The sequence below is a fragment of the Pseudarthrobacter sp. CCNWLW217 genome (genome assembly GCF_037203985.1).
Classification (GTDB): domain Bacteria; phylum Actinomycetota; class Actinomycetes; order Actinomycetales; family Micrococcaceae; genus Arthrobacter.
In genome coordinates, this window is the sequence record NZ_JBBCBT010000005.1 from 212,184 (window position 1) to 235,727 (window position 23,544).

The following is a 23,544-nucleotide window of genomic DNA, read 5'->3' on the forward strand; positions in this document are numbered from 1 at the left end:
CGACATCAACCTCGGCCTCGGCCTCGGCAACAGCGTCCTCGGCGGCACCAACGACGGCGGAACCACCGCCGACGTGGCCGTCGCAGCCGACGTCGCACTCGGCCTCGGTAACGGCAGCCTGACCGGCACCGACACCACAGCCGATGTGGCCGCCGCAGCCGACATCAACCTCGGCCTCGGTAACGGCAGCCTGACCGGCACCGACACCACCGCCGATGTGGCCGCCGCAGCCGACATCAACCTCGGCCTCGGCACCGACGGCACAACCGGCACCACCGGTGGTGGCCTGGACGCCGCAGTTGATGTCGACCTGGGTCTGGACACCTCAGGTCTTTTGGATGACGTGACAGCCGGCGTCGGTGGATCCGTCATCATCGGAGGCGCCACGGACGGCAGTGTCACTCCCGGTACGGAAACACCCGGCACTGAAACCCCAGGAACCGAAACGCCGGGCACGGGAACGCCGGGCGGAACGGGCACTACCGGCGGCACCGATACCCCGGGAACCGGCACCACCGGCACCACCGGAAATACCGGCACTACCACCGGTACCACCGGCTCTGACAGCACTGGAATCACCGTTGTCCCGGCTGGGGGCACCACCGGCACCACTGCAGGCTCGGCATCCGCAGCGGCCAACACCCTGGGAAACGCCAGGGGCAGCACCACAGGCCAGAGCGGCACCGCCACGCTGGCCAAGACAGGAATCGATGCATCGCTGATCCCCGTCGCCCTGCTCCTGCTGGTTACAGGCCTGCTGATGTTCCGCCGTCGCAAGACGTCCTAATAATCAGAAGGTGGATCAAGAGGTTCTGAAACTCGACAAGCACCAACAATCGCTGCCGTTCGCGGCAGCCGGCGAAAGGAGGTGGCCGCCAGCCAGATAGCATATGTCCTTGTGACCAGTGGTCCGGGTGCGAAGGCCTCCATGCCTCTGCACCCGGACCGCAGGCGCGCACGATAACCACTTCAGGAGGCGTTACCGGCCGGTATAATTTAGGAACAATAGTGCCGCAGCGCACCGGAGGGAGCTGGTCATGGTGGCGGATTCGCCTAGCTCCATCAAGAATGAAGTGGTTGGCGGACGGTATCGCCTGGGAGAAGTGATCGGCCGGGGCGGCATGTCATCGGTGTACTGTGCCAGGGACGAGCACCTTGGCCGGGATGTGGCACTGAAGCTCTTCGCGCCGCAGGCCCCGGACTCCGATGAACTCAAGCGGCAGGAAGCCGAAATCCAGCTGCTGGCAACCCTTAACCATCCAAGCCTGGTAACACTGTTCGACGCCGGAATCGATACCCGCATCCCGGATGAGCCCCGGCCGTTCCTGACAATGGAGCTGGTGGACGGGCAAGACCTTCGCAGCCGAATCAGGCACAGTGCAGTTCCGCTGGACGAGCTCGCCGTCATTGGTGCAGGAATCGCCGATGCCTTGGCCTACGTGCACAGCCTGGGCATCATCCATCGCGACATCAAACCAGGCAACATCCTGTTGGTGCAGATCCGTCCGGGGGAACCCCTGCGGCCCAAACTGACGGATTTTGGCATCGCCAGGATCGCGGACTCAACACGGCTTACCACCACCGGAACCCTGGTGGGCACGGCCGCGTACCTCAGTCCGGAGCAGGCCATGGGGGCTCCCCTGTCACCGGCAACGGATATCTACTCGCTGGGCCTTGTCCTCCTGGAATGCATCAAGCAGACCATAGAGTACCCGGGAAGTGCCGTCGAATCAGCTGTGGCCAGGATTCATCGTGCACCGGAAATACCGGACGACGTGCCGGCAGAGTGGGCTGACCTCATCCGCTCGATGACTGCTGTCGAACCGTTGGAACGCCCTACAGCAGCGGATGTGGAAACGGCACTACGCCAGGCCCTCGTATCCCCCGTCTCCGCACCTGGCGAGCTCGCACCGGAAACCACGCGGGTGCTTCCGGCCATGCCGTTCAGGCCCCCGACAATCACCACTGAAACCAAGCTCCCCGGCTACCAGGAGCACATGGCCGAAGCGGCAGCGTCCAGCGGTTCAGAAGCGCGCGGCCGAGTCCCGGTACTCTCCCGGCTTCGCCACGCCGGAAAGCGAATCTGGCTCGTGCTCGTCCTGGGCATCCTCACCATAGGAGCCATCGCAGCTGCACTGACGTTCAGCCTGGCACCACAGCCAACGCCCGACGTCGTCCCGTACCCGTCCGTCACCGGCACCTTGGGTGACCACCTCAAGCAGCTTCAGGAGAGCGTCGAGCCATGAGTCCTGCCCCTAACGGACACCGTCGCATAGCCGCCGCCCGGGCCGTGGCCGCTGGGGCGGCGCTTCTAGTCGCCGGATTCCTGGCGGGTTGCGGCTCCGCGGATAGCGGCCTCCAGCCCGACGCCGCCCGGCAGCTCCAGCAACGTGTTCTTGGCGTGACCCAGGCCGCGGCGGGCAATGATCCGGCGAGCGGGCTTGCCGCTTTGGACAGTCTTGAGGCAGATCTAGCCTCCGCCGTCGGGAACGGACAGGTATCCGAAGACCGCAGGCGGAGCATCATGACCGCCGCCACCGCTGTCCGGGCTGACCTTGCGGCAGCCAAAGCGGTGGCCGACGCCGCCGCGGCGAAGGCTGCAGCGGAAGCTGCCGCAGCACAGGTGCAGGCCGAAGCCGAAGCTGCTGCTCAAGCCGCAAAGGAAGCCCCTGCCCCCGCGGCACCGGCGCCGGCCGACGGCAAAGGCAACGACGGCAAAGGCAAGGGCAAGGAGGACGACTGACAAGAGGCGGTGCCCCGGTTTCCCGGGGCACCGCCTCTTGTTTCGTCTGGCTTGGACCTAGTTCAGGGTCGCAATAACTTGGTTCAGCGTGGCCGACGGACGCATGACAGCGGAGGCCTTGGCCTCGTCCGGACGGTAGTAGCCCCCAATGTCCACCGGCGAGCCCTGGACCGCAGCCAGTTCACCCACGATGGTCTCCTCCTTGGAGGACAGCTCGTTGGCCACTGCGGAGAACGATGCCGCGAGGTCGGCGTCCTCGGTCTGCTTGGCCAGTTCCTCGGCCCAGTAACGGGCGAGGAAGTAGTGGCTGCCGCGGTTGTCCAGCTCGCCGGCGCGGCGGCTCGGGGATTTGTTCTCCAGCAGGAACGTGCCGGTGGCCTTGTCCAGGGTGTCAGCCAGGATCTGGGCGCGGGCGTTGTCCGTGGTGGTGGCCAGATGCTCGAAGCTGACGGCCAGGGCAAGGAACTCACCCAGGCTGTCCCAGCGCAGGTGGTTTTCCTTGAGCAGCTGCTGGACGTGCTTGGGGGCGGATCCGCCAGCGCCGGTCTCGAAGAGCCCGCCGCCGTTCATCAGCGGGACAACGGAGAGCATCTTGGCGCTGGTGCCCAGTTCCAGGATCGGGAACAGGTCCGTGAGGTAGTCCCGGAGCACGTTGCCGGACACGGAGATGGTGTCTTCGCCCTTGCGGATGCGCTCCAGGGTGAACGCCGTGGCCTTCACCGGAGACATGATCTGGATGTCCAGGCCTTCGGTGTCGTGGTCCTTGAGGTACTCCTTGACCTTGGCGATGAGGTTGGCGTCGTGTGCGCGGGTCTCGTCCAGCCAGAACACTGCGGGCGTCTTCGACGCGCGGGCACGGGTAACTGCCAGTTTGACCCAGTCGCGGATGGGGGCATCCTTGGTCTGGCATGCGCGCCAGATGTCGCCCGGAGCTACCTCGTGTTCGATCAGCACGGCGCCGGACGCGTCAACGATCTGCACTGTTCCGGCTTCCTGGATCTCGAACGTCTTGTCGTGGCTGCCGTATTCCTCAGCGGCCTGGGCCATGAGGCCCACGTTCGGGACGGTGCCCATGGTGGTGGGGTCGTAGGCGCCGTGGGCGCGGCAGTCGTCCACAACAACCTGGTAGATGCCGGCGTAGGAGCTGTCCGGCAGTACGGCCAGGGTGTCGGCTTCCTTGCCGTCGGGACCCCACATGTGGCCGGAGCTGCGGATCATGGCGGGCATGGAGGCGTCCACAATGACATCGGAGGGGACGTTCAGGGTGGTGATGCCCTTGTCCGAGTCCACCATCGCAAGGGCGGGACCCTCTTCGAGGCCCTTCTTGATGAGTGCCTGGACGCCCTCACGGACGTCTTCAGGCAGGTCTTCGAGGCTGCTCAGGATGGCGGCGAGGCCATTGTTGGGGCTGATGCCGGCGGCGGCGAGCTGCTTACCATAAGTGTCGAACAGCTCGGAGAAGTATGCCTTCACCACGTGGCCGAAGATGATGGGGTCCGAGACCTTCATCATGGTGGCTTTCAGGTGTGCAGAGAAGAGGACTCCCTCTTCCTTGGCACGGGCCACTTGTGCTGCCAGGAACTCGTCCAAGGCGGCGGCGCGCATGACCGTGCCGTCAATAACTTCTCCGGCCAAAACGGGGAAGGCCTTCTTCAGGACCTTGACCGAGCCGTCTTCGCGAACCAGCTGGATGGCGACGGTGCCCTCAGACTCAATAACCACGGACTTCTCGTTGGAGCGGAAGTCGTCCTTGCCCATGGTGGCCACGTTGGTCTTGGAGTCCGAGGACCACGCACCCATGGAGTGCGGGTTCTGGCGGGCGTAGTTCTTGACGGACAGCGGCGCCCGACGGTCCGAGTTGCCTTCGCGCAGGACAGGGTTCACGGCGGAGCCCTTGATCTTGTCGTAGCGGGAGCGGATGGCCGTTTCCTCGTCCGAGGAAGGGTTGTCCGGGTAATCCGGCAGGTTGTAGCCCTGGCCCTGGAGCTCGGCGATGGCGGCCTTCAGCTGCGGGATGGAAGCGCTGATGTTGGGCAGCTTGATGATGTTGGCTTCGGGCGTCTTTGCCAGTGCACCCAGTTCAGCAAGGGCGTCACCGATCTGCTGTTCCGGGGTGAGGTAGTCACCGAACACGGAGATGATGCGGCCTGCGAGCGAAATGTCACGGGTCTCCACCTCCACACCTGCGGTCGAAGCAAACGCCTCGATGATCGGCAAAAACGAATAGGTAGCCAGCATCGGCGCTTCGTCGGTGTGGGTATAGATAATCTTGGACATGCGCGGGCGTCTCCCTGAAGGTCGGCTGATTTTTTTCAAATCCGGTCTATTTCACCATGGTTAACTTACCCGAGGACGCGGCTTTGAACCCTACCCGCGAGCTTTGGCGCCGCTCCATTACTGCCGGATTACAGCGTTGGAAAACGCACGACGGCGGTCGCACGCCCAGGCGGGCAGGCCGTCGTCGCGCTTTGGTTGCGGGAGTCGCCGGTGACGGCGTGGGAGCAGTCAGCGCCGCCTGTGGGGAACATCACTGGGCCAGACCTGCACATACTTGGCATTCCGGCCGCGCAATTCCTCCGTTGAGGTGAAGGTGTGGACCGGGTCAACGTCACGGAGTTGGAAGGTTTCCGCCTGAGCTGCAAGGTCAACAGCCGCCGGCTGCGTCTCGGCAGCCGAGAAATGGCGGCCGTTGAGGGCGGGTTTCTTGCCGGACTTGCGGAAGGAAAACATGACGAGGACCCCAATCTCTATTAGGTCCGGAGCCCAGTCGGACAGCCAATGCTGTGGCTCAAATTACTCCGCTGCTAGGAGTTACCGCCAGAGCTGGAACGTGGTTTCAGAACATTATGCGGAATGTTTGTGGGAGTGCTGCGGCTTTCACGCAGGTCAGGGACCGCACCATACATGAGACGTCACTACTATTTACAAACTTGTCATATGCGGATAAATTCGGTAGGTCACTCGGCGGGCTTGACTGGAGCCCTCCCCCACCCGTTTAGACAGGACAACCATGACACGTACGAGGTCTCTGGCTACCAGCTTTCTGAGCCTTTCCGCAGCCGCACTGCTGGCGTTGACCACGGCCGGCGGAGCGACGGCAACACCCTCCGCATCCAGTGACAAGGAGCAACCCTCCGTCACCAGCGCCGTCGTGGACAGCACGGGAGCCGCAGATTACTGGACCGCCGACCGCATGCGCAACGCCATTCCCGGCGATGTCCTGGCGGGCAAGGCACTGGAACGGGGCAACACCAGCGCCGCGCCCGTGGAGAAAGGCAACAACACCAAGATCCAGGCTGGCAAGGGCAAGACCACCATCGCCGTCAGCGAAAACCCCGTGGACCATATTGGCAAGGTCTTCTTCACCCTCGCCGGGAGCAACTATGTCTGCTCCGGCAATGCCGTGGTCTCGAACAACAAGAGCACCGTTTCCACCGCCGGCCACTGCCTCAACGAGGGGCCGGGAGCATTCGCCACGAACTTCATCTTCGTTCCCGCCTACCTGAACGGTGCCGCCCCCTACGGCAAGTGGACCGCAAAGGCCCTCTACGCCCCCGCACAGTGGAGCAACGACGGCAACATGCAGTACGACACCGGGTTCGCTGTCATGAACACCCTCAATGGCAACTTCCTGTCAGACGTCGTGAACGAATCCGGCGTCGAATTCAACGCTGCCCGAGGCCTGACCTACAAGGCATACGGATACCCCGCCGCTTCACCCTTCAACGGTGAGAGCCTCAAGAGCTGCTACGGCCCGGCGTCCAACGATCCCAACAACCCGCAGTTCCTCACCCAGGGCATCAGCTGCGACATGACCGGCGGATCCTCGGGCGGTCCATGGTTCATCGGAAGCAACGCAGGCGGCCTCCAGAACTCCATCAACAGCTACGGTTACAGCCGGTCACCGGTCATGTACGGCCCTTACTGGGGCACCGTCATCCAGCAGACCTACACGAGTGCGGCCGCCTCCTAAGGAATCCTCGCCACAGGAGGACACCGTTAGCCACAGCAAAACGGATCAGTCGCACGAGGAGATCCTCGAGTACTGGACGGATGAGCGGATGGCGGAAGCCAGGCCCCGGGAGCTCCGGCTTCCGGAGGAGGGGTCCGCGCCTCAAGCAGCGGGGCGCGGATCCTCATGCGGTGATGATGACTAGCAGTTAAAGCCCGACGGCGTCCGTCCCCCTCAAAGGGGACGGACGCCGTCGGGCTTTAACTGGGCCACGCCGGCAGGGTTCCGTGGCCGAGCCTGCGGGGCGAGGGTGCCGGTGGGGCCTAGTGGAAGAAGTGGCGGGCACCCGTGAAGTACATGGTGATGCCGGCCGCGTTGGCGGCGGCGATGACTTCCTCGTCCCGGACGGAACCGCCCGGCTGGACCACGGCGCGGACGCCGGCGTCGATCAGGATCTGCAGGCCGTCGGCGAACGGGAAGAACGCGTCCGAGGCAGCCACTGCGCCGCGGGCCCGCTCTGGTGCGCCGCTCGCGGCGGCGTTCGAGGCACCGCCGGCACCTTCGACGTCGGACTCCACTTTCACGCCCAGAGTGTTGGCACGCTCGACGGCGAGGCGGCAGGAGTCCAGGCGGTTGACCTGGCCCATCCCGATACCCACGGCTGCACCGTCCGCGGCGATCAGGATGGCATTCGACTTGGCAGCGCGGCAGGCGGTCCAGGCGAAGGCGAGGTCTGCCAGAGTCTTCTCATCTGCGGCGTCACCGGCAGCGAGGGTCCAGTTGGCGGGGTTGTCGCCGTCGGCGTCCACCTTGTCCGACATCTGCACCAGGACACCACCGGAAACCTGACGCATTTCCGCCGGGTAGCGGCCGTAGCCTTCGGGCAGGGCGAGGAGGCGGATGTTCTTCTTCTTGGACAGGATCTCCACAGCTTCCGGCTCGAAAGCCGGCGCGATGACCACCTCGGTGAAGATGTTGGCCACGGTGCGGGCCATGCCGGCGGAGACCGTGCGGTTGGCGGCAATGACACCACCGAAGGCCGAGACGGGATCGCAGGCGTGGGCCTTGGCGTGGGCGTCGGCAATCGGGTCTTCAGCATCGGCTGCACCGACGGCCACACCGCACGGGTTGGCGTGCTTGATAACGGCGACAGCCGGCTCGGCGAAGTCGAATGCAGCGCGGAGGGCGGCATCGGCGTCGACGAAGTTGTTGTAGCTCATCGCCTTGCCGTGCAGCTGATCCGCCTGCGCAATACCTGCGGGAGCGGCCTTATCAACGTACAGTGCGGCCTGCTGGTGGGGATTTTCGCCGTAGCGGAGGACCTCTGAGCGCTCCAGCGCAACGCCTGCGTAGGCAGGCCAGTCGATGACGCCGTCGCCGTCCTCGTCCAGGAACTGGCTGGCGGTCCACGTGGCCACGGCGTTGTCGTACGTGGCGGTGTGGGCGAAAGCCTTGGCTGCGAGCCGGCGTCGCGTTTTTAGGTCAAAGCCGCCCTCGGCCGCGGCTGTGACCACTTCTCCGTAGAAACCGGGGTCAACAACAATGGCGACGGCGGCGTGGTTCTTCGCAGCGGAGCGCACCATGGCGGGCCCGCCGATGTCGATCTGTTCGACGACGTCGTCCTGCGCGGCACCGGACTTGACGGTTTCCACGAACGGGTAGAGGTTCACTACCACGAGGTCGAAGGTTTCGATCTCCATGCCGGCGAGGGTTTCCATGTGTGCCGGGACGCGACGGTCGGCCAGGATGCCGCCGTGCACGCGGGGGTGCAGGGTCTTGACGCGGCCGTCAAGCATCTCCGGGGAGCCGGTGACTTCCTCGACTTCCTGGACCGGGATGCCGGCCTCGGCGATCTTCTTGGCCGTGGAGCCGGTGGATACGATCTTCACGCCCGCTGCGTGCAGGCCCTTGGCGAGCTCCTCCAGACCGGTCTTGTCGTATACCGAGATGAGGGCCCGGCGGATGGGAACACGGTCAAGCTGCGTGAAGCTCACAAAAGTCTCCGTCTTATCTCGCGGAACAGTGCCGCGGTTGGTGGGGATACGGCCAGTTTATCGCGTTGCCGGACTTCCCCCCGTTTGCCCGGCGGAGTGTGAAGGTCTGTGGGCACGGATAGAGTTTTCACAGGAGGCCAAAATGAATACTTACACCACTGTGCCCAGCGGCGAACAGGTGGTCCAGGAACTGCCGTGGCGGTGGAAGGTCCAGGGGCGGATTTTCCTCATCGGGGGGCTGGGTTTCATGTTCGATGCCTGGGACGTGACGCTGAACGGCATCCTCATTCCCCTGCTGTCCACGCACTGGGCCCTGGCCCCGGGCGAGGTTGCGTGGGTGGGTACGGCGAACCTGATCGGGATGGCGCTGGGTGCCTTTGTGTGGGGCACCATAGCGGACACCATCGGGCGCAAGAAGGCCTTCACAGCCACGCTGCTGATCTTCTCGCTTTTCACGGTCCTCGGTGCTTTCTCCCCCGACTTCGTTTGGTTCTGCGTTTTCCGCTTCATGGCCGGCTTTGGACTGGGTGGCTGTATCCCGGTGGACTACGCGCTGGTGGGTGAGTTCACTCCGCGGAAACAGCGTGGGAAGGTCCTCACTGCCATGGACGGCTGGTGGCCTGTCGGCGCCGCCCTGGCAGGCTTTGTCTCCGCGGCGCTGGTGGCCGTGTTCGGCGATTGGCGTCTGACCATGCTGGTCATGGTGTTGCCGGCGCTCCTGGTGTTCTGGGTCCGCCGGAGCGTCCCGGAATCCCCCCTGTTCCTCATCCGCAAGGGACGGCGCGAGGAAGCCGCGAAGGTCATCGACGGCCTGGTGGCCGCAACCGGTGCCGAACCCCGCGCCTACAGCCTGCCCGATGCCCAGGAAGTTCCGCGTCTTTCCGCCGGCAGCGCCTGGCATCAGTTGCGGCTGGTGTGGCAGTTCAACTGGAAGATCACGGCCACGGCCTGGGCCCTGTTCTTCAGCATCCTGCTGGTGTATTACCTGTCGCTGACGTGGATGCCGCGGATCCTCATCGGTGCCGGCTTCGCTGAGTACAAGGCGTTCGTGACCACGGCGTCCATGGCCGCCGTCGGACTTCTGGGTGTGATCGTAGCCGCGCTGCTGGTGGAACGGGTGGGCCGCAAGTGGATCCTGGCAATCACAGGGCCGCTTTCAGCCCTGACCCTGGTGATCGTGGCGATTGTGGTGGACATCCCCACGGCCGCGGTGTTCTGGCTGCTGGTGTTCGGCTTCGTGGTCCAGGTGGCCATCCCGGTGCTCTACGCCTACGTTTCCGAGCTCTACCCGACGGAGCTACGCGGCACCGGGTTCGGCTGGGCGTCGACCTTCTCCAGGTTGGGCGCAGGCTTCGGCCCGCTCATTTTCGCGAACTATTTCTGGCCGGAGCTGGGCCTTGCCACCTCCTTCGCACTTGCCGGCGGGCTGGTCCTGGTGGCCGTGCTGTGGATGGCGTTCTTCTCCCCGGAGACCAAACAGCGCCGCCTCGAGTAAATCCTCCCCCCTCCCCAACTAAGTAGCAGCAGATGTCGTTTTGGGGGCTCAAAACGACATCTGCTGCTACCTACTTGGGTGACCAGCCGCGGCTCGTAAGCGCTGAGCGGACTTTGGCGACGGCGGCCCTGGCATCATTCAGCATGTGGCGTTTGGAAATTCGGACCAGCAACCAGCCGGCCCGCACAAAATCTTCCTCCCTTGCGATGTCCCGGACGATCTGCGCCGCCTCGGAATGGACTTCGCCGTCGTACTCCACGGCCACCTTTTGTTCCGGATAGGCCAGGTCCGGTTCACGCACGACGCCGGCGCTCAGGGCTGTGGGCACGTTCAGTTGAGCTTCGGGCAGGCCGGCATACACGAGTTCCAGCCGAAGCCTCGTTTCCGGGGCGGAATCCGAGCCCACGCGCGCCAGGTCCAGGGCAACCCGTGCTTTCTGGATACCGGGTGTCCCCTTGTGCCGGTCGAGCATGTCAGCAAGGTCCTCGCGCGTTGCGAACGGTTCCGATCTCGCTTCGAAGTCCGGCCTCGGAATCCTCAGCAAGTGATCGGCAACAACGGTCAGTTCCTCGATGCTCATCTTTCGGGAGCAGTCCAGCCAGGTCCTGGTTCGCGAGGTGATCAGGAGGCCGTTGTGTCTGACGATTTCATCGGCAAAGAACTGGCCTCGATGCCCCCGGACTCCGGTCCGGCGGGGCATGGCCAAGTTGTCCGGCCTGGAGATGTGGGTGAGGGATTCGTCCGCGCCCGGAAGGAAGCCCGGAAACTCCCACAAATTGAACGCCGTCGCATGGGAAGCAGCCGAGAATTCCGTGACCAAAGTCAGCGGCCGGACTACCGACGCTTGTTCGGCGAACGTGTGGTGCGCTGGCTGCCTGACCCCTCGGCTCGGTACGACCAACGAACGGTGCCGCAGACGCGCAACCGTTGCACCGGCGTCGACCGCTTCCTGGAAAGTAAATGCCGCCGCACGCAGCTGTCCCGGCAGTGGCTGCGGAGTTTTCATGGGGCCATCGTGGCAAATTTTGCGCCGGGCCGCATAAGTTATCCACAGGTACGCCCCACTGGCCCAACTAGGTAGCAGCAGATGTCGTTTTGAAGGCCCAAAACGACATCAGCTGCTACCTAGTTGGGTGGGGTAACGGGAGGGGTGTCGGGGCGGGGGCGGGGAAGGCGGTTAGGACACAGGAGCCGCGGCGAGGGCTGCGAGCGTGGAGACCAGGAGGCGGCGCTCCACCACTTTGATGCGTTCGTGCAAGGATTCCTCGGTGTCGGAGTCCTCGACCGTCACAGCTTCCTGGGCAATGATGGGCCCTGTGTCCACCCCTGCATCGGCCCAGTGCACCGTGCAACCGGTGACCTTCACGCCGTAGGCCAGGGCGTCGCGGACACCGTGGGCGCCCGGGAATGAAGGCAGCAGCGCCGGATGCGTGTTGAGGTACCTGCCGTGGAATGCATCGATGAACTCCGCGCTGACAATGCGCATGAAGCCGGAGGAGACCACCACGTCCGGGGCGTAGGACGCCACCCTCGCGGTCAGCGCTTCATCCCATTCGGCGCGGGTGGGGAACGAGTTGAAGTTGACCACGAATGTCTCCAGTCCCGCCTCGGAAGCGCGTTCGACGCCGTATGTCCCCTCGCGGTCGGAGCCCACGGCAGCGATCTCCACGTCCAGCTCCCCGGATTTGACGGCGTCGATGACTGCCTGGAGATTGGAGCCAGTACCGGATACGAGGACTACGATGCGCATGGGTCTAGCTTATGGGCAGGCTCGCGTAGGCTTGAAAACATGAACTCCCTCCCGGAACCCGCTGGTCGGCAGCGGACCAAACCACCGCTCAGCGAGGCAGCCAAGAGCTCGCTGAGCACCACGCACAATCTGTTCCGGGCGTTCATCGTCACCGTGCTGGGAGCCTTTTTCGTCTTCCAGCTCGACGTCAGCTACCTCTGGCTCACCGGCATCCTGACGGCAGCGAGCTTTGTCCTGGGCATTCTGCTGCTGATCCGCGCGGTCCGGCTCAAGGAGTCCAAGCTAGTGCTGGTCGGCACCATCTCCGGGCTGGTGGTTTCCCTGGTCATGGTGGTGGTCATCCTGGCAGCGTCCGTGTTCTTCGATGAGTTCCGCGATTACCAGCAGTGCATCCGACAGGCCATCACGGACCAGGCGATGTCCTCCTGCAGGGTACAGATGGAGAACTCGCTGCCGCGCCTGCCCTGACGCCGCCGGCAGCTAGAGCGCCAGCTCCGCTTCCTCTTCCACCTGCTGCTGGCGTTCCAACCACGGGCCTGCCGCGTACCCGATCACGACGCCGATGCCCACCTCAGCGGCCACCCAGGCTGCGGTCCACAGCGGGTCCGGCCCGATATCCGTTAGGCGTCCCAGGCCGGCTGAGCCGCGTGCCAGCCAGGCCAGTGCCGCGGACAGCAACCCGGCGACTACACCGACCAGCACGCCGAGCGCCAGCGTCGACACGGTCGCTGTGAACCAGCGGGCGTGGATCTTGATGGAAAGCCACTCGTCGAAGTGGTTCTCCCCTTCGCGCAGGAACCACCAGCCCGCCAGCGAGCCCGCCAGAACCGGCACCACCAGCGCCACAAACCCGTAGTCCAGCGAACCTGCAGGGATGGCAGCGAAGACGGGAATGGACGGCAGGGGCCCGGTGGCGGTTCCGAGCGGGCCCACCTGCGAACCAACGCCCATGGCAAACCCGGCTCCGGATGTCCAGGCGAGGGCAAAGACGGCGAGGTTGGGGAGGTACCCGAGTTGCGCGATGGTCAGCGCCGCACCTCCCAGGGCGCCGGCGTCGAGCGCTTCATAGACCGCCACCACCAGGTTCCAATGAATAAACAGGTCCGTAGCAAGTAACACGCACGCGAGCGCCAGCGCCGATGCCAACGCCACGAATCCGGCCTTGGCTGCGGAGGCCAGATAGGAACCAGCCCAGCGGGAATGCTGGCTGGTGCGGGAGATCCAGGCCACGGCGTCCACACCGATCAGCCGGCTCCACGACCCTGCCTCGCGCCGGGCACCCACCACCATCCCCAGTGCGTAAGGGATCAGCGGGACCAGCATGGCGTACCAGAGGTTGATGACGACGTCGGCGGTACGGCACACGAATCCGGTGGCCGCGCCGAAGGCGGCATAGACCATCCAGGACCCCAGCAGGGCCTGCCATAGCTGGTCAGTGTACGAAGCGCGCGCCAGCCGCCGTCCTGCCCGCCACGCGAGCAGGAACGGGATCAGTGTCAGTCCGAGGGGAACCAGGGTCAGCATGCCGGACCCTGCGCTGCCGGCCGCGCCAGACCCGACGTCGGCCAGTACCAGGGGAACGCCGTGGATCAGCAGCCACGCCTGGCCCGCAAGCCTGGCCAGGACGTCGAACTCGGCGTTCTGGAAACCGGCGGTAGCCCAGACGGCGATGATCGGCGCGATCACCACGAGGGCCGAAATGATGGCTGCCTGCGCCGTTTCAAGCGCCCCCTGCAGCCATAAGGGCATGGGAAGGCCTCGGTCTCCGGTCTGATCAGCGCGCAGTTTCATCGTGTTCCATGGTGTCACGGAGCGGCCTTCCCACGGGTCTGCGACAGGCTTAACGCGCCTACGAGACCCGGCTCACCAGAGTTCGTAGCTGCAGTGCGCCAGTTGGCCCGCGCCATGGCCCTACAGCGCTTTTTTCACACGTCAGCCGTAAAATTGGAATGTCCGCAATCAGTGGTTGGAGGCAGAAAAATGACTACCGCATCCCCACATGCACACGGCGTTCATTTCGGGCGCGCAGACGTCCAGAATGCCGGCATGGGTGTAGGTATTCTCTTGGTCGTGGTGGGCATCCTGGGCTTTGTCCCGGGCGTCACCACGCAGTACAGCGAATTGATGTTCCTTGGGCCTGATTCCCACGCCATGTTCCTTGGTTTGTTCCAGGTGTCCATGCTGCTCAATATTGTGCAACTGGCCATCGGCGCAACGGGCTGGGCGATGTCCCGGACCGAACATGGCGCGCGTAATTTCCTCTTGGGCGCCGGCGCGCTGTACATCGTCCTTGCCATTTTTGGGCTCAGTGTGGGTGTTGATTCGGCAGCCAATTTCCTGTCGTTCAACATGGCTGACAACTGGGCGCACCTGGTGCTGGGCGTTGCGATGATTGCTGGTGGCTGGCTGTTGTCCCGCAACATGGCCAGCGACAGAAGGTAACCCGGAACCGAACCCGGGAAATAGGAGCCGCGTATGAGGTTAGTTCAATAAATTCTGAATATTCGTCCTAAGGGCTGGTGCAGTTGGCGCGGTGACGCGGACAGCTGCACCGGCTTTCCTTGTGCCTCCTAAAATTTCTGCGGCAAGTAACGGCAAGTAACGGCAATCACGACGGCGGCACGAAGACGCCGGGGCCGCTCACGGCGGCTCCCGGCGTCGACCGTGCACGAGACACCCGGAAGTCAGCGGCTGTCAGCCGACGGCCCCCGGAGGTGCGTCAGCGGCGCATGTCGTCGATGTCGCGCTTGCCCTCAAGACCGTCCGTCTCGATGCGCTCCTTGCGGACTTCGTCATGGACCGTGACGTCATCCGTGACCACGTCCTTGTCGAGGCGTACCCGCTCCACCGGAACGGTTTCCTTCTCGACCACGGGGCGTTCCTCGTGGAGGGTCACCTCGTGTTCCTCTTCACTGATGTCCGGACCGGACATGGCCGCTCCACGGTTGGCTTCCGTGATCGGCTCGCGCTCCAAGCGGACTTCCTCGCGCTGCACGGGCACAGTCTTGGTGACATTCTCCGTGGTGACGTACTTCCGAAGCCGGACGCGGCCTGCGGCCTGCCGCTCTGTGCCGACGCGCAGGCGCTCTTCGGAGCGGGTCATGGCGTCGTCCGTCGTGGGACCCGACGTGTCGTGGCCGACGGCGCCGGCAGCCCGGGTGCCCGCATTCAGGTCGGCATCGCCTGCATAGTCGGTGTCCCTGTCGGTATCGGAGCGCGTCTCGGAGTATGTTCGGGCCTCGCGTTCGTAGTGGGCGTAGAGACGGTCCTCTTCCTCGGGTTCAAGGTGCCCGTCCGTATCCACCCGCGGGGCGCCTTTAACATGGTCTTTCGTGTACGGGACCACGAGGTCATCGCCTTCGGCCCGGGCGCCTTCCACCGGAACGAACGACTCGTGTGTGCCGAAGAGCCCGGTCTTGACGGTGACCCAGGTGGGCTCGCCCGTGTCGTCGTCGGCGTACAACTGGCCGATCGAGCCGATCTTCTCGCCGTCGGCTCCGATGACGTTTCCACCCCGATTGAGCAGGTTTTCGATGTTTTCCCTCGTGAGCATGACTTCTCCTTTGGATGGTTTCCTGGCTTGCGGTTGATCCACCAACCCGAACTACATCGGTGTCCGGAAAGGCTGGCATCCGCCCCATCTTCTTGAGGTTTCCGCTATAACTGCCCCTATACGATAAGCATGCTTATCATCGAAAGAAAAGCCTACTTAGTATTTTTTCCTCCCCTTCTTTGCGGGACCGCTAAGAAGGGGCATTTAGGGGGTCGACGGACGGCGCCACTCGGCGTAGCCTGTTGTCCACATCGAGAGGGGGGATGGGATGGGAGCGACACCGAAAGCCCGATGCCGCTCCGCCGTCCGGCCCCTTCTGCTTGCCCTCCTTGCCGCGGTGGCTTGGCTTGTGTGGGGAGCCGGAGCAGCCACCGCATCCAGCCTCGCCCCGGACGCCGGGGATCTCCTTAAGCCCGCGGCGTCCCCTCTTGCCGAGCCGCTCCCGGCCATTGAGCCTCCCCCCGTTGTCAGCGCCGGCGAACTTGCAGAGGCCACCGCAACCTCGGTCACGAATTCAGCAACAGGCGTCGTCACTCCGTTGGCCGCACCCGCCCTGCCGGTGGTCTCCGGCACTGTCGATACAGTCACCGACCTCGCGCCCTCGCTTCCAGAGTTGCCCCTGGTGCAGGCGCCCCTTCCGCTTCCCCTGACCGACGTCCTGCCTTTGCCCGACCAGTTGCCGCCGCTGCTGCCGGAACCCCTGCCCGCGCCCCTGCCTTTGCCGCTCCCGGACCTGGCGCCCGTTCCAGGGATAGCTCCGTTGCCCAGCCCGCCACCGCTCCCGACGCCGGCACCCGGCCGTGCGCCCACCGCGGCTCCCAGCCTCCCGGCGTCGGACGCTGTCGCGGCTGATGGCGTTGGCACCCAGGGCTCGGCGGCTGCCAACATCATCGCGACACCAACGGAACCGGCGAATGTCGCCGTCGAATCCAATACCTTGGGCTTCGGGTTCACCCCCGCCCAGGACCGCCCCGGAGTGGCCTCGCCTGCCGCGGCAACGGCCAGCCCTTCCGGGCCGGAAGACCGGGACCACATTCCCGGCAGGCTTGATCTGCCGGCCGCGGTTAATGCAGCGGGGACGGCCAGCTCCGGGTCGGCCGGAGGCGCCGACGGCGCGGCCGACCTTGGTGGGTCCTGGACAGCACTCCCCGCTGCCGTAAACGGACCAAAGATGTCCGGCGCCGAGACGTTGCCGGCCGGCCCTTCCTTCGATCCGGGGTCCTCACCCGACTGAACAGGTCACCCCTGCCCATTTCGCGGCAGAACATGACCACCGCCCACCATCGGTGCGCGGAAACCACATTCAGTCAGGAGACACCGTCATGTCCATCACCATCACTGTGATCAACCGCGCCTGCATCATCTCGACTGTGGGCAACTGGCCAGACCCGATGCGCAAGCTCGGCTAAGGGCCATGTTGGGTGGGGCGGTGCTGGGGGCCGCCCCACCGAACACGAGCCGCAGGACTAATGGAGCATTCCAGCCGCTCCACAGGCCGGGCACTGGAACAATGGGCGCATGAGCACCATCATCCTGGGCTGGGACCCGGTCCGCTGGAACCGCTGGAACTACGCGGCGGTTGTTGAACAAGTCGCCGATACAGGGCTGCACCTTGAGCCCTGGAGCGTGCGCCGCGGCTTTGCCACCGGCACCGACGTGTGGCTGCTCGTCGTGGGAGACCACGCTCCCGGGCTGATCGGTCACGGCGTGGTGCTGTCCCAGCAGCGGGAGCCCCTGGAAGAACCAGGGCCGCCCGAACCCGACGCCGCCCCGGACCATCCCGGATTTACGGTGCAGGTTGCCTTCGACGCGCTGCTGCCCCTCGGCGACCAGGTTCCTGCAGGACTTCTCCGGGAGGTGATGCCCGATGTCGCGTGGGATACCGCCGACGTCGCCGGCCTGGAACTCGGGCCCGGCGATGCTGCGGCCATCCGGGCCGTCTGGACCAGCTACGGCCCGTCGCAGGGAACTGACGCGACACAACCTGTTCCCGGCACCTACCCCGACAATGCTGTCGCACGCGTCGCGGTCAACCGGCACGAACGCGACCCCGAGGCACGGCGGGCCTGCATCGCGCATCGTGGCATCAACTGCGCGGCCTGCGGGTTCTCCTTCGAGATGGCCTACGGCGAAATTGGCGCGGACTTCATCCAGGTCCACCACGTGGTACCCGCTTCCCAACTGGGGAACGACTACGTGCTGGACCCGCTCACGGACCTCGTTCCGCTGTGCGCCAACTGCCATGCCATGGCCCACCACGGCGTCGGCTCACCGAGGACAGAAGCTGAGCTGCGGCACATCATCGCCAGCGCCGGATACCTGCGGGGAAACACCGTTGGCCCCGAAGAGCTTGAGGCCCAGCGGATTGCCCGCGAGATCCTTGGCCAACAGGCTGAATAAAGATCCCGGGCCCTGGCCGTGCGCCCGGTGCCACCAGGCGCCTCTGATCTGTTAACCCAAGCTTTCCCTGCGCTCTACTCCCGCGACCCCGGACCGTCAGCCCGGGCACCCACCGTGGAGGGGTGAGGATCGCAATTGTCGCTGAATCATTCCTGCCACTGATGAACGGGGTGACCCACTCCATCCTGCGGGTGCTGGAGCACCTGGAGGAACGGGGCCACGAGGTCCTGGTGATTGCCCCCTCAACACTGGACACCAGGGACACCGCGGTCCCAGAGGCTGTGAACGGTGCATTGGTGCACCGGCTTCCCTCAGTGCCGCTGGCCGGGTACACCAATGTGCGCGTGGCGATGGGCGGTGTGTACCGGGTCAAGCGAATCCTTGCCGACTACGCACCCGACGTCGTCCACCTGGCATCACCCTTTGTCCTGGGCTGGCGCGCGGTGCAGGCGGCGCACCAGCTGGGCATCCCCACCGTCGCCATCTACCAGACCGAAGTCCCCAGTTACGCCGCCCGGTACGGGGTGCCGTTCCTGGAGAACTGGGCCTGGAACCGGGTGGAGAACATCCACCTGCTGGCCACCCGGACGCTGGTCCCGTCCACCTTCGCCCTGAACCAGCTCCGCGGCCGCGGCATTCCGCGCGTGGACATGTGGCGGCGCGGTGTGGACACGGCCCGGTTTTCGCCTGGAAAGCGCGACGACAGGTGGCGGGCTACCGTGGCGCCCGGCGGTGAGCGGATCATCGGGTATGTGGGCCGGCTGGCCATCGAGAAGCAGGTCGAGGACCTGGCCGCGCTGGCCAATGTGCCCAATACAAAGCTGGTGATCGTGGGCGACGGCCCGCAGCGGGCAACCCTCGAGGAAGCCCTGCCGAACGCCACGTTCACAGGATTCCTCGGCGGCGAACAGCTTGCACGCGCGGTGGCCTCCTTCGATCTTTTTGTCCATCCCGGTGAGTTTGAGACGTTCTGCCAAACCATCCAGGAGGCCATGGCATCGGGCGTTCCCGTGGTTGCCACCGGACGCGGCGGTCCCCTGGACCTGGTGGAGAACTCCCGCACCGGGTGGCTGTACCAGCCCGGTGATTTGGCTGGACTGCGCGGACATGTCATGGACCTGATTGGCGATGACGCCAAGCGCCGCGCGTTCGCAGAGGCGGCCCATGCCTCGGTCCAGGACCGGACGTGGCCTGCGCTCAGCGCTGAACTGGTACGGCATTATCGCTCAGTGATCAGTGGTGAGCCGATGCTTGCGCAGGGCCCACGCCCACGGGTTCCTTTGGCCGAGCCTGCAAGTCAGAGCGCGGCCCTGACCTAAAATGCGTAACTATTGAAGGATTCGCGGGCCAGCCGCCGCGCGATTTCGGGCTTTTCGCGCCCCGCCGGGGCCAATAGTCCCGCAAACTGGGGCGCCAACGGGCTAATTGTCGCCTTTTTGATATCGGGGAGTCCTTGCGGAGTAGTAAGCACACTGATTGAATTGGATCACGGGGTGAGGCGTCGGCACCAATTAAATCGACAAGGAAGTGTGATCATGGGAATTCTTGGATTTCTCATTTTGGGCCTGATAGCTGGAGCGATTGCCAAGGCAATCCTGCCCGGCAGGCAAGGAGGAGGCTGGCTCATCACCCTCGTCCTGGGTGTGGTCGGCGCTATCCTGGGCGGCTGGATCGGCTCCCTGATCTTTGGGGGCGGACTGGCCGAATTCTTCGACCTGCGCACCTGGCTGCTGGCCATCCTGGGCTCCATCATTGTCCTGCTCATCTACGGCGCAGTCACAAGGCGCGGCAGCCGCGTCTGACACGTACGTCCTTGAGGCGAAAAGGCGCCGCTCCCCCGGACAGGGGACGGCGCCTTTGCCATGCCCGCCATATTGCGCACAGAACAGGAAACCGATTCCACCTGCCGCATTGATATCCCGGATTCGCACTTTATGATGTGCGTGGGGGTGATTGGGTCATGGGGGGTTCGGGACGGCACAGCGAAGATTTGCCGGTAGGAGCTTTTGGCGATGACGCTGCCGCGCCGGGGACTTCCCAGGCGGGCGGTTCGCCGCGCGTTGCTGGTGACCCCACGGGGAGCCACGCCATGTTCGAGGCCAGTCCCGATGCCCTACTGGCGATAGCCAAAGACGGCAGCATCCGGATCGCCAACGCCGCAGCGTCCCGGCTGTTCGGCGTCGCGGCCGATGAGCTCGTGGGGAGTGACCACCGGACCTTGCTGTCGGAGGGCTTCCGGAACGAGATCGAGCAGATCTTCCGGCGCCTCAGGGACCTGGAGCCGATCCCGCCACGTGAAGTTTTTGGCCTTCACAGTGACGGCACCGAGTTCGCAGCCGAGATGGCCGGCGCCTTGCTGGAAACCGACGATGGCCCCCAACTGCTGGTGTCGATCCGCAGCACCTCCCACCGGAAGGCTGCTGACGCAGACCTGCGCGAAGCCATGTCGCTGCTGACGGCAACCCTCGAATCCACCGCGGACGGCATCCTGGTGATCAGCTCGGACGGCAGTGTGGCCGGGTTCAATGACCAGTTTCTGAAGATGTGGGGCATCTCGCCCGAGCTTCTGGAAGGCGAAAGTGAAGAGCCCGTCATGCGGCTGATCGTCTCCCAGATTGAGGATCCTGAGGCTTTCATCGCGCGGCTCAACGAAGTAGCGTCCAGCCCGGATACGGAAAGCCATGACGTGCTGGATTTCAAGGACGGCCGGACCTTTGAACGATACTCCCGACCGAGGCGCGTGGGCGAAAAGATCGTCGGCAGGGTGTGGAGCTTCCGCGACGTCACCCCGCGCCGGAAAGCCCAGGAACAGGCACAGCAGGCCATGCTGGACCTCGCCGCCCAGGCCGAGAAACTCCGGGCGCTGGCCTTCCAGGATCCCTTGACCGGGCTGGCCAACCGGGCAGTCTTCAACGATGGAGTGGCCACAGCCCTGCGCGAACCCCGCCTCAAGACCGTGGACGTGCTCCTGATCGACCTGGACGATTTCAAGGAAGTCAACGACATCCTGGGCCATCAGGCCGGCGACGACATGTTGGTGGAAGTGGCCCGCAGGCTCCGTGGCTGTGTCCCCACCGCGGATGTGGTGGCCAGGCTGGGCGGGGACGAGTTCGTGGTGCTGCTGACCGCCTGCCCCGACGCCGATGCCATCGCGGCTTGCATCGTCAGGTGCCTGCACGTTCCCGTAACCATCAGCGGCACCGTGTTCCGCCCCAGCCTGAGCCTTGGGCTGGCATCGGCCAGCGCGGATGCCATTGGCCCGTCCGAACTGCTCCGCCAGGCCGACATTGCCATGTATGCGGCCAAGGCCGCGGGCAAGAACCGTTTCCTGCGGTTCCACCCCGAGATGATGACAGCCCTCGTGCAGCGCACGGACATGGAGGCCGGGCTCCAGTTGGCCGTGCCGCGCGGCGAAATCTCCGTCGCCTTCCAGCCCATCGTGTCCCCGCGGATGGGGCAGGTAGTGCAGTTCGAGGCGCTGGCCAGGTGGGACCGCGGCGGCGAGCGCGTCCCGCCGTCGGTCTTTATCCCCTTGGCGGAACGCAGTGGGCTGATCAGCGAGATCGGTGAGGAAGTGATGGCGCTCGGCCTGGTGCAGCTGGCGTCGTGGCTGAGCGAGGACCCCACACGCTCGCTCGCGGTGAACGTTTCCGGAGTGCAGCTGCAGGACGCCCACTTTGCCGACGGCGTCCTCCGCCTCACCGAGGCCGCCGGTGTGGGCGCCTACCAGCTGGTCCTGGAAGTGACCGAGAGTGTATTTTTCGACGCCGACCAAAGCCTGATCAGGCAGCTGAGCAGCCTGCGCGAGGCCGGCGTTCGGGTGGCACTGGATGACTTCGGCACCGGCTACTCCTCGCTGGGCCGGCTGCAGGAACTCCCCGTCGACACCGTCAAAATCGACCGGACCTTTGTGTCCATGGTACGGACCGGCGAGGAACGGCTGCCCATCCTCAGCTCGATGATCAATATGGCCCACAGCCTGGGCCTGACCGTCACCGCCGAGGGTGTGGAGACGGCGACGCAGGCCGACTACCTGACGGCGCTGGAGTGCGATTCGCTGCAGGGCTACCTGTTCTCACTGCCGGAAAATGGGAGCCGGCTGGAGCTGGCCGTTCGGCAGGCCAAACAGGCAATCGATGCGCTCGATGCCCGCACGGACCGCTCCTGAACGAGGGCATCACGCCCACCCAAGCAAGGCACAGCCGCGAATCCCGCATGCGAGGACAATGAATCTATGGACGTCGTTGTCATCGAAACCCGGCCGCTCGGGGACCGCAGCTACCTGGTCCATGACGGGCAGGTGGCGCTGGTCATCGATCCGCAGCGGGACACGGACCGGGTGGAGGCCGCTGCCGCGGAAGCCAACGTCAGGATCACGCACGTTGCCGAAACCCACCTGCACAACGACTACCTCACCGGCGGGCTCATCCTGGCCCGCGCCCACGGCGCCGCCTACCTCGTGAACGGAGCGGACGCCGTCGAGTTTGAACGCGTGGAGATGGCCGACGGCGGCACGGTCCAGGTGGGCCGGCTCACCGTGAAGGCGGTGGCCACGCCGGGCCACACCCACCACCACCTCAGTTATGTGGTGACGGACGGCCGGGAACAGGCGGTGTTTTCGGGCGGCAGCCTGCTGTACGGATCGGTGGGCAGGACGGATCTGGTCAATGATGGCGACACCGAACAGCTGACCCACGCGCAGTATTCCTCGGTCCGCCGCCTCGCCGCCGAGGCCAGGCCGGACGCAGCCCTCTACCCCACGCACGGGTTCGGCTCCTTCTGTTCGTCCGGGCCGGCGTCGGGCGTTTACGGCTCCACCATCGGCGAGCAGCAGGGAACCAACCACGCCTTCACGGATCCTGACGAGGAGCACTTTGTACGGGAGCTCATCAGCAACCTCACCGCCTACCCGTCCTATTACGCGCACATGGCCCCGGCCAACCGGAGGGGCCCGGACGCCCCGGACCTTGCCGTACCGGAGTCGTTGGATCCGGACGAGCTCACCCACCGGCTGGCAGACGGTGAATGGGTGGTGGACCTCCGCCACCGGGTGGCCTTCGCCAGCAGCCACCTGCAGGGTTCTGTCAGCTTTGAGTACGGCCGCGGTTCCAGCTTCACCGCCTACCTGGGCTGGGTCCTGCCGTGGAACCGGCAACTGACGCTGGTGGGAGCCCGCGACGACGTCGAAAAGGCCATCCGGGACCTCTCCCGGATCGGCATCGACTCCCCCGACGCCGCTATCGGAACCGAGCCGTCGGCACTTGCGCCGGGCACCGCCGTCGCGCACTATCCACTGGTGGGCTGGGCCGAACTGGAGCACGGGCGAGCCGCCGGAGATGTGGTGCTGGATGTGCGGCGGACGGACGAGTACGACGGCGGCCACGTGGCCGGGGCGGTCAACATCCCGCTGCATGAGCTGCTGGGGCGGATGGCCGAGATTCCAGACGGCAGGGTGTGGGTGCACTGCGCCACCGGGTACCGCTCCGGGGTGGCTGCCAGCCTGCTCCAGCGCGCCGGCCGGGACGTGGTCCACGTGGACGCAAAGTACGGCGCTCTTGAGGTGTGAGGGATATCATAGGGGTGCGTCTCCGCCCAGGTCTCGGGCGGGCCCAGGTCTCACGTTTTTATGGGTAAAGGGCGCACCTATGGGGAGGGAT

The 23,544-nt window shown here is 65.1% G+C and carries 19 protein-coding genes and 1 pseudogene; 14 read left to right on the top strand and 6 right to left on the bottom strand.

Annotated features, from left to right (window positions below):
• From V9L18_RS08275 to V9L18_RS08285, 3 genes and pseudogenes are all read left to right on the top strand, one after another.
• Positions 1–787, top strand: a pseudogene (locus V9L18_RS08275) (hypothetical protein); the annotation flags it as partial.
• A 250-nt stretch (positions 788–1,037) separates the two neighbouring features.
• A complete protein-coding gene (locus V9L18_RS08280; RefSeq protein ID WP_337346706.1) occupies positions 1,038–2,246 on the top strand; it encodes a serine/threonine-protein kinase in 1,209 nt (402 codons plus the stop codon).
• Positions 2,243–2,743, top strand: a complete 501-nt coding sequence (locus V9L18_RS08285) for a hypothetical protein (protein ID WP_337346707.1) — start codon at positions 2,243–2,245, stop codon at positions 2,741–2,743. Before V9L18_RS08280 ends, V9L18_RS08285 begins: the two co-directional genes overlap by 4 nt.
• A gap of 57 nt (positions 2,744–2,800) precedes the next feature.
• On the opposite strand, the gene V9L18_RS08290 is transcribed toward V9L18_RS08285, so the two are convergent.
• A complete protein-coding gene (locus V9L18_RS08290) occupies positions 2,801–5,020 on the bottom strand; it encodes an NADP-dependent isocitrate dehydrogenase (protein WP_337346708.1) in 2,220 nt (739 codons plus the stop codon).
• Positions 5,021–5,335: 315 nt separating this feature from the next.
• Here V9L18_RS08290 and V9L18_RS08295 point away from each other — a divergent pair, with 315 nt between their 5' ends.
• Both V9L18_RS08295 and V9L18_RS08300 read left to right on the top strand, forming a co-directional pair.
• The gene (locus tag V9L18_RS08295; RefSeq protein ID WP_337346709.1) at positions 5,336–5,497 is read left to right on the top strand and encodes a hypothetical protein; all 162 of its coding nucleotides are present in this window, start codon (positions 5,336–5,338) and stop codon (positions 5,495–5,497) included.
• A gap of 256 nt (positions 5,498–5,753) precedes the next feature.
• A complete protein-coding gene (locus V9L18_RS08300; RefSeq protein ID WP_337346710.1) occupies positions 5,754–6,716 on the top strand; it encodes a trypsin-like serine peptidase in 963 nt (320 codons plus the stop codon).
• A gap of 302 nt (positions 6,717–7,018) precedes the next feature.
• Here V9L18_RS08300 and purH read toward each other — a convergent pair whose 3' ends face one another.
• Entirely contained in the window at positions 7,019–8,689 is a 1,671-nt protein-coding gene (gene purH, locus V9L18_RS08305; protein WP_337346711.1) for a bifunctional phosphoribosylaminoimidazolecarboxamide formyltransferase/IMP cyclohydrolase, read from the bottom strand.
• 142 nt (positions 8,690–8,831) lie between these two features.
• Here purH and V9L18_RS08310 point away from each other — a divergent pair, with 142 nt between their 5' ends.
• Entirely contained in the window at positions 8,832–10,184 is a 1,353-nt protein-coding gene (locus V9L18_RS08310; RefSeq protein ID WP_337346712.1) for an MFS transporter, read from the top strand.
• 70 nt (positions 10,185–10,254) lie between these two features.
• On the opposite strand, the gene V9L18_RS08315 is transcribed toward V9L18_RS08310, so the two are convergent.
• Positions 10,255–11,190, bottom strand: coding sequence for a hypothetical protein (locus V9L18_RS08315; RefSeq protein ID WP_337346713.1), 936 nt, complete (start codon positions 11,188–11,190; stop codon positions 10,255–10,257).
• Between the two features lie 171 nt (positions 11,191–11,361).
• Positions 11,362–11,934 (bottom strand): phosphoribosylglycinamide formyltransferase, encoded by a 573-nt coding sequence (gene purN, locus V9L18_RS08320; RefSeq protein ID WP_337346714.1) that lies wholly within the window; start codon positions 11,932–11,934, stop codon positions 11,362–11,364.
• Between the two features lie 39 nt (positions 11,935–11,973).
• On the opposite strand from purN, the gene V9L18_RS08325 reads away from it, so the two are divergent.
• Positions 11,974–12,402, top strand: a complete 429-nt coding sequence (locus V9L18_RS08325) for a hypothetical protein (protein ID WP_337346715.1) — start codon at positions 11,974–11,976, stop codon at positions 12,400–12,402.
• A gap of 12 nt (positions 12,403–12,414) precedes the next feature.
• Here V9L18_RS08325 and V9L18_RS08330 read toward each other — a convergent pair whose 3' ends face one another.
• Complete coding sequence (locus V9L18_RS08330; protein WP_337346716.1) at positions 12,415–13,725, bottom strand: cell division protein PerM; 1,311 nt, start codon at positions 13,723–13,725, stop codon at positions 12,415–12,417.
• Positions 13,726–13,914: 189 nt separating this feature from the next.
• On the opposite strand from V9L18_RS08330, the gene V9L18_RS08335 reads away from it, so the two are divergent.
• Complete coding sequence (locus V9L18_RS08335; RefSeq protein WP_337346717.1) at positions 13,915–14,376, top strand: DUF4383 domain-containing protein; 462 nt, start codon at positions 13,915–13,917, stop codon at positions 14,374–14,376.
• A 277-nt stretch (positions 14,377–14,653) separates the two neighbouring features.
• Here V9L18_RS08335 and V9L18_RS08340 read toward each other — a convergent pair whose 3' ends face one another.
• Positions 14,654–15,487, bottom strand: a complete 834-nt coding sequence (locus tag V9L18_RS08340) for a PRC and DUF2382 domain-containing protein (RefSeq protein WP_337346718.1) — start codon at positions 15,485–15,487, stop codon at positions 14,654–14,656.
• Between the two features lie 268 nt (positions 15,488–15,755).
• On the opposite strand from V9L18_RS08340, the gene V9L18_RS08345 reads away from it, so the two are divergent.
• The 6 genes from V9L18_RS08345 to V9L18_RS08370 all read left to right on the top strand — a co-directional run bounded on the left by V9L18_RS08345 (position 15,756) and on the right by V9L18_RS08370 (position 23,453).
• Entirely contained in the window at positions 15,756–16,721 is a 966-nt protein-coding gene (locus V9L18_RS08345) for a hypothetical protein (protein ID WP_337346719.1), read from the top strand.
• 284 nt (positions 16,722–17,005) lie between these two features.
• The gene (locus tag V9L18_RS08350) at positions 17,006–17,887 is read left to right on the top strand and encodes an HNH endonuclease (protein ID WP_337346720.1); all 882 of its coding nucleotides are present in this window, start codon (positions 17,006–17,008) and stop codon (positions 17,885–17,887) included.
• A 122-nt stretch (positions 17,888–18,009) separates the two neighbouring features.
• Entirely contained in the window at positions 18,010–19,206 is a 1,197-nt protein-coding gene (locus V9L18_RS08355; RefSeq protein WP_337346721.1) for a glycosyltransferase family 4 protein, read from the top strand.
• A gap of 216 nt (positions 19,207–19,422) precedes the next feature.
• A complete protein-coding gene (locus V9L18_RS08360; protein ID WP_337346722.1) occupies positions 19,423–19,689 on the top strand; it encodes a GlsB/YeaQ/YmgE family stress response membrane protein in 267 nt (88 codons plus the stop codon).
• A gap of 287 nt (positions 19,690–19,976) precedes the next feature.
• On the top strand, positions 19,977–22,055 hold the full coding sequence (locus V9L18_RS08365; protein WP_337346723.1) for a putative bifunctional diguanylate cyclase/phosphodiesterase: 2,079 nt from the start codon (positions 19,977–19,979) through the stop codon (positions 22,053–22,055).
• A gap of 66 nt (positions 22,056–22,121) precedes the next feature.
• The gene (locus V9L18_RS08370; RefSeq protein ID WP_337346724.1) at positions 22,122–23,453 is read left to right on the top strand and encodes an MBL fold metallo-hydrolase; all 1,332 of its coding nucleotides are present in this window, start codon (positions 22,122–22,124) and stop codon (positions 23,451–23,453) included.
• Positions 23,454–23,544 lie beyond the last annotated feature (91 nt).

Excerpts from the sequence above, each read along its gene's own strand:
- V9L18_RS08280 (WP_337346706.1), top strand. The coding sequence starts at position 1,038 with ATGGTGGCGGATTCGCCTAGCTCCATCAAGAATGAAGTGGTTGGCGGA.
- V9L18_RS08285 (WP_337346707.1), top strand. The coding sequence starts at position 2,243 with ATGAGTCCTGCCCCTAACGGACACCGTCGCATAGCCGCCGCCCGGGCC.
- V9L18_RS08290 (WP_337346708.1), bottom strand. The coding sequence starts at position 5,020 with ATGTCCAAGATTATCTATACCCACACCGACGAAGCGCCGATGCTGGCT.
- V9L18_RS08300 (WP_337346710.1), top strand. The coding sequence starts at position 5,754 with ATGACACGTACGAGGTCTCTGGCTACCAGCTTTCTGAGCCTTTCCGCA.
- V9L18_RS08310 (WP_337346712.1), top strand. The coding sequence starts at position 8,832 with ATGAATACTTACACCACTGTGCCCAGCGGCGAACAGGTGGTCCAGGAA.
- V9L18_RS08315 (WP_337346713.1), bottom strand. The coding sequence starts at position 11,190 with ATGAAAACTCCGCAGCCACTGCCGGGACAGCTGCGTGCGGCGGCATTT.
- purN (WP_337346714.1), bottom strand. The coding sequence starts at position 11,934 with ATGCGCATCGTAGTCCTCGTATCCGGTACTGGCTCCAATCTCCAGGCA.
- V9L18_RS08325 (WP_337346715.1), top strand. The coding sequence starts at position 11,974 with ATGAACTCCCTCCCGGAACCCGCTGGTCGGCAGCGGACCAAACCACCG.
- V9L18_RS08330 (WP_337346716.1), bottom strand. The coding sequence starts at position 13,725 with ATGAAACTGCGCGCTGATCAGACCGGAGACCGAGGCCTTCCCATGCCC.
- V9L18_RS08335 (WP_337346717.1), top strand. The coding sequence starts at position 13,915 with ATGACTACCGCATCCCCACATGCACACGGCGTTCATTTCGGGCGCGCA.
- V9L18_RS08340 (WP_337346718.1), bottom strand. The coding sequence starts at position 15,487 with ATGCTCACGAGGGAAAACATCGAAAACCTGCTCAATCGGGGTGGAAAC.
- V9L18_RS08345 (WP_337346719.1), top strand. The coding sequence starts at position 15,756 with ATGGGAGCGACACCGAAAGCCCGATGCCGCTCCGCCGTCCGGCCCCTT.
- V9L18_RS08350 (WP_337346720.1), top strand. The coding sequence starts at position 17,006 with ATGAGCACCATCATCCTGGGCTGGGACCCGGTCCGCTGGAACCGCTGG.
- V9L18_RS08360 (WP_337346722.1), top strand. The coding sequence starts at position 19,423 with ATGGGAATTCTTGGATTTCTCATTTTGGGCCTGATAGCTGGAGCGATT.
- V9L18_RS08365 (WP_337346723.1), top strand. The coding sequence starts at position 19,977 with ATGTTCGAGGCCAGTCCCGATGCCCTACTGGCGATAGCCAAAGACGGC.
- V9L18_RS08370 (WP_337346724.1), top strand. The coding sequence starts at position 22,122 with ATGGACGTCGTTGTCATCGAAACCCGGCCGCTCGGGGACCGCAGCTAC.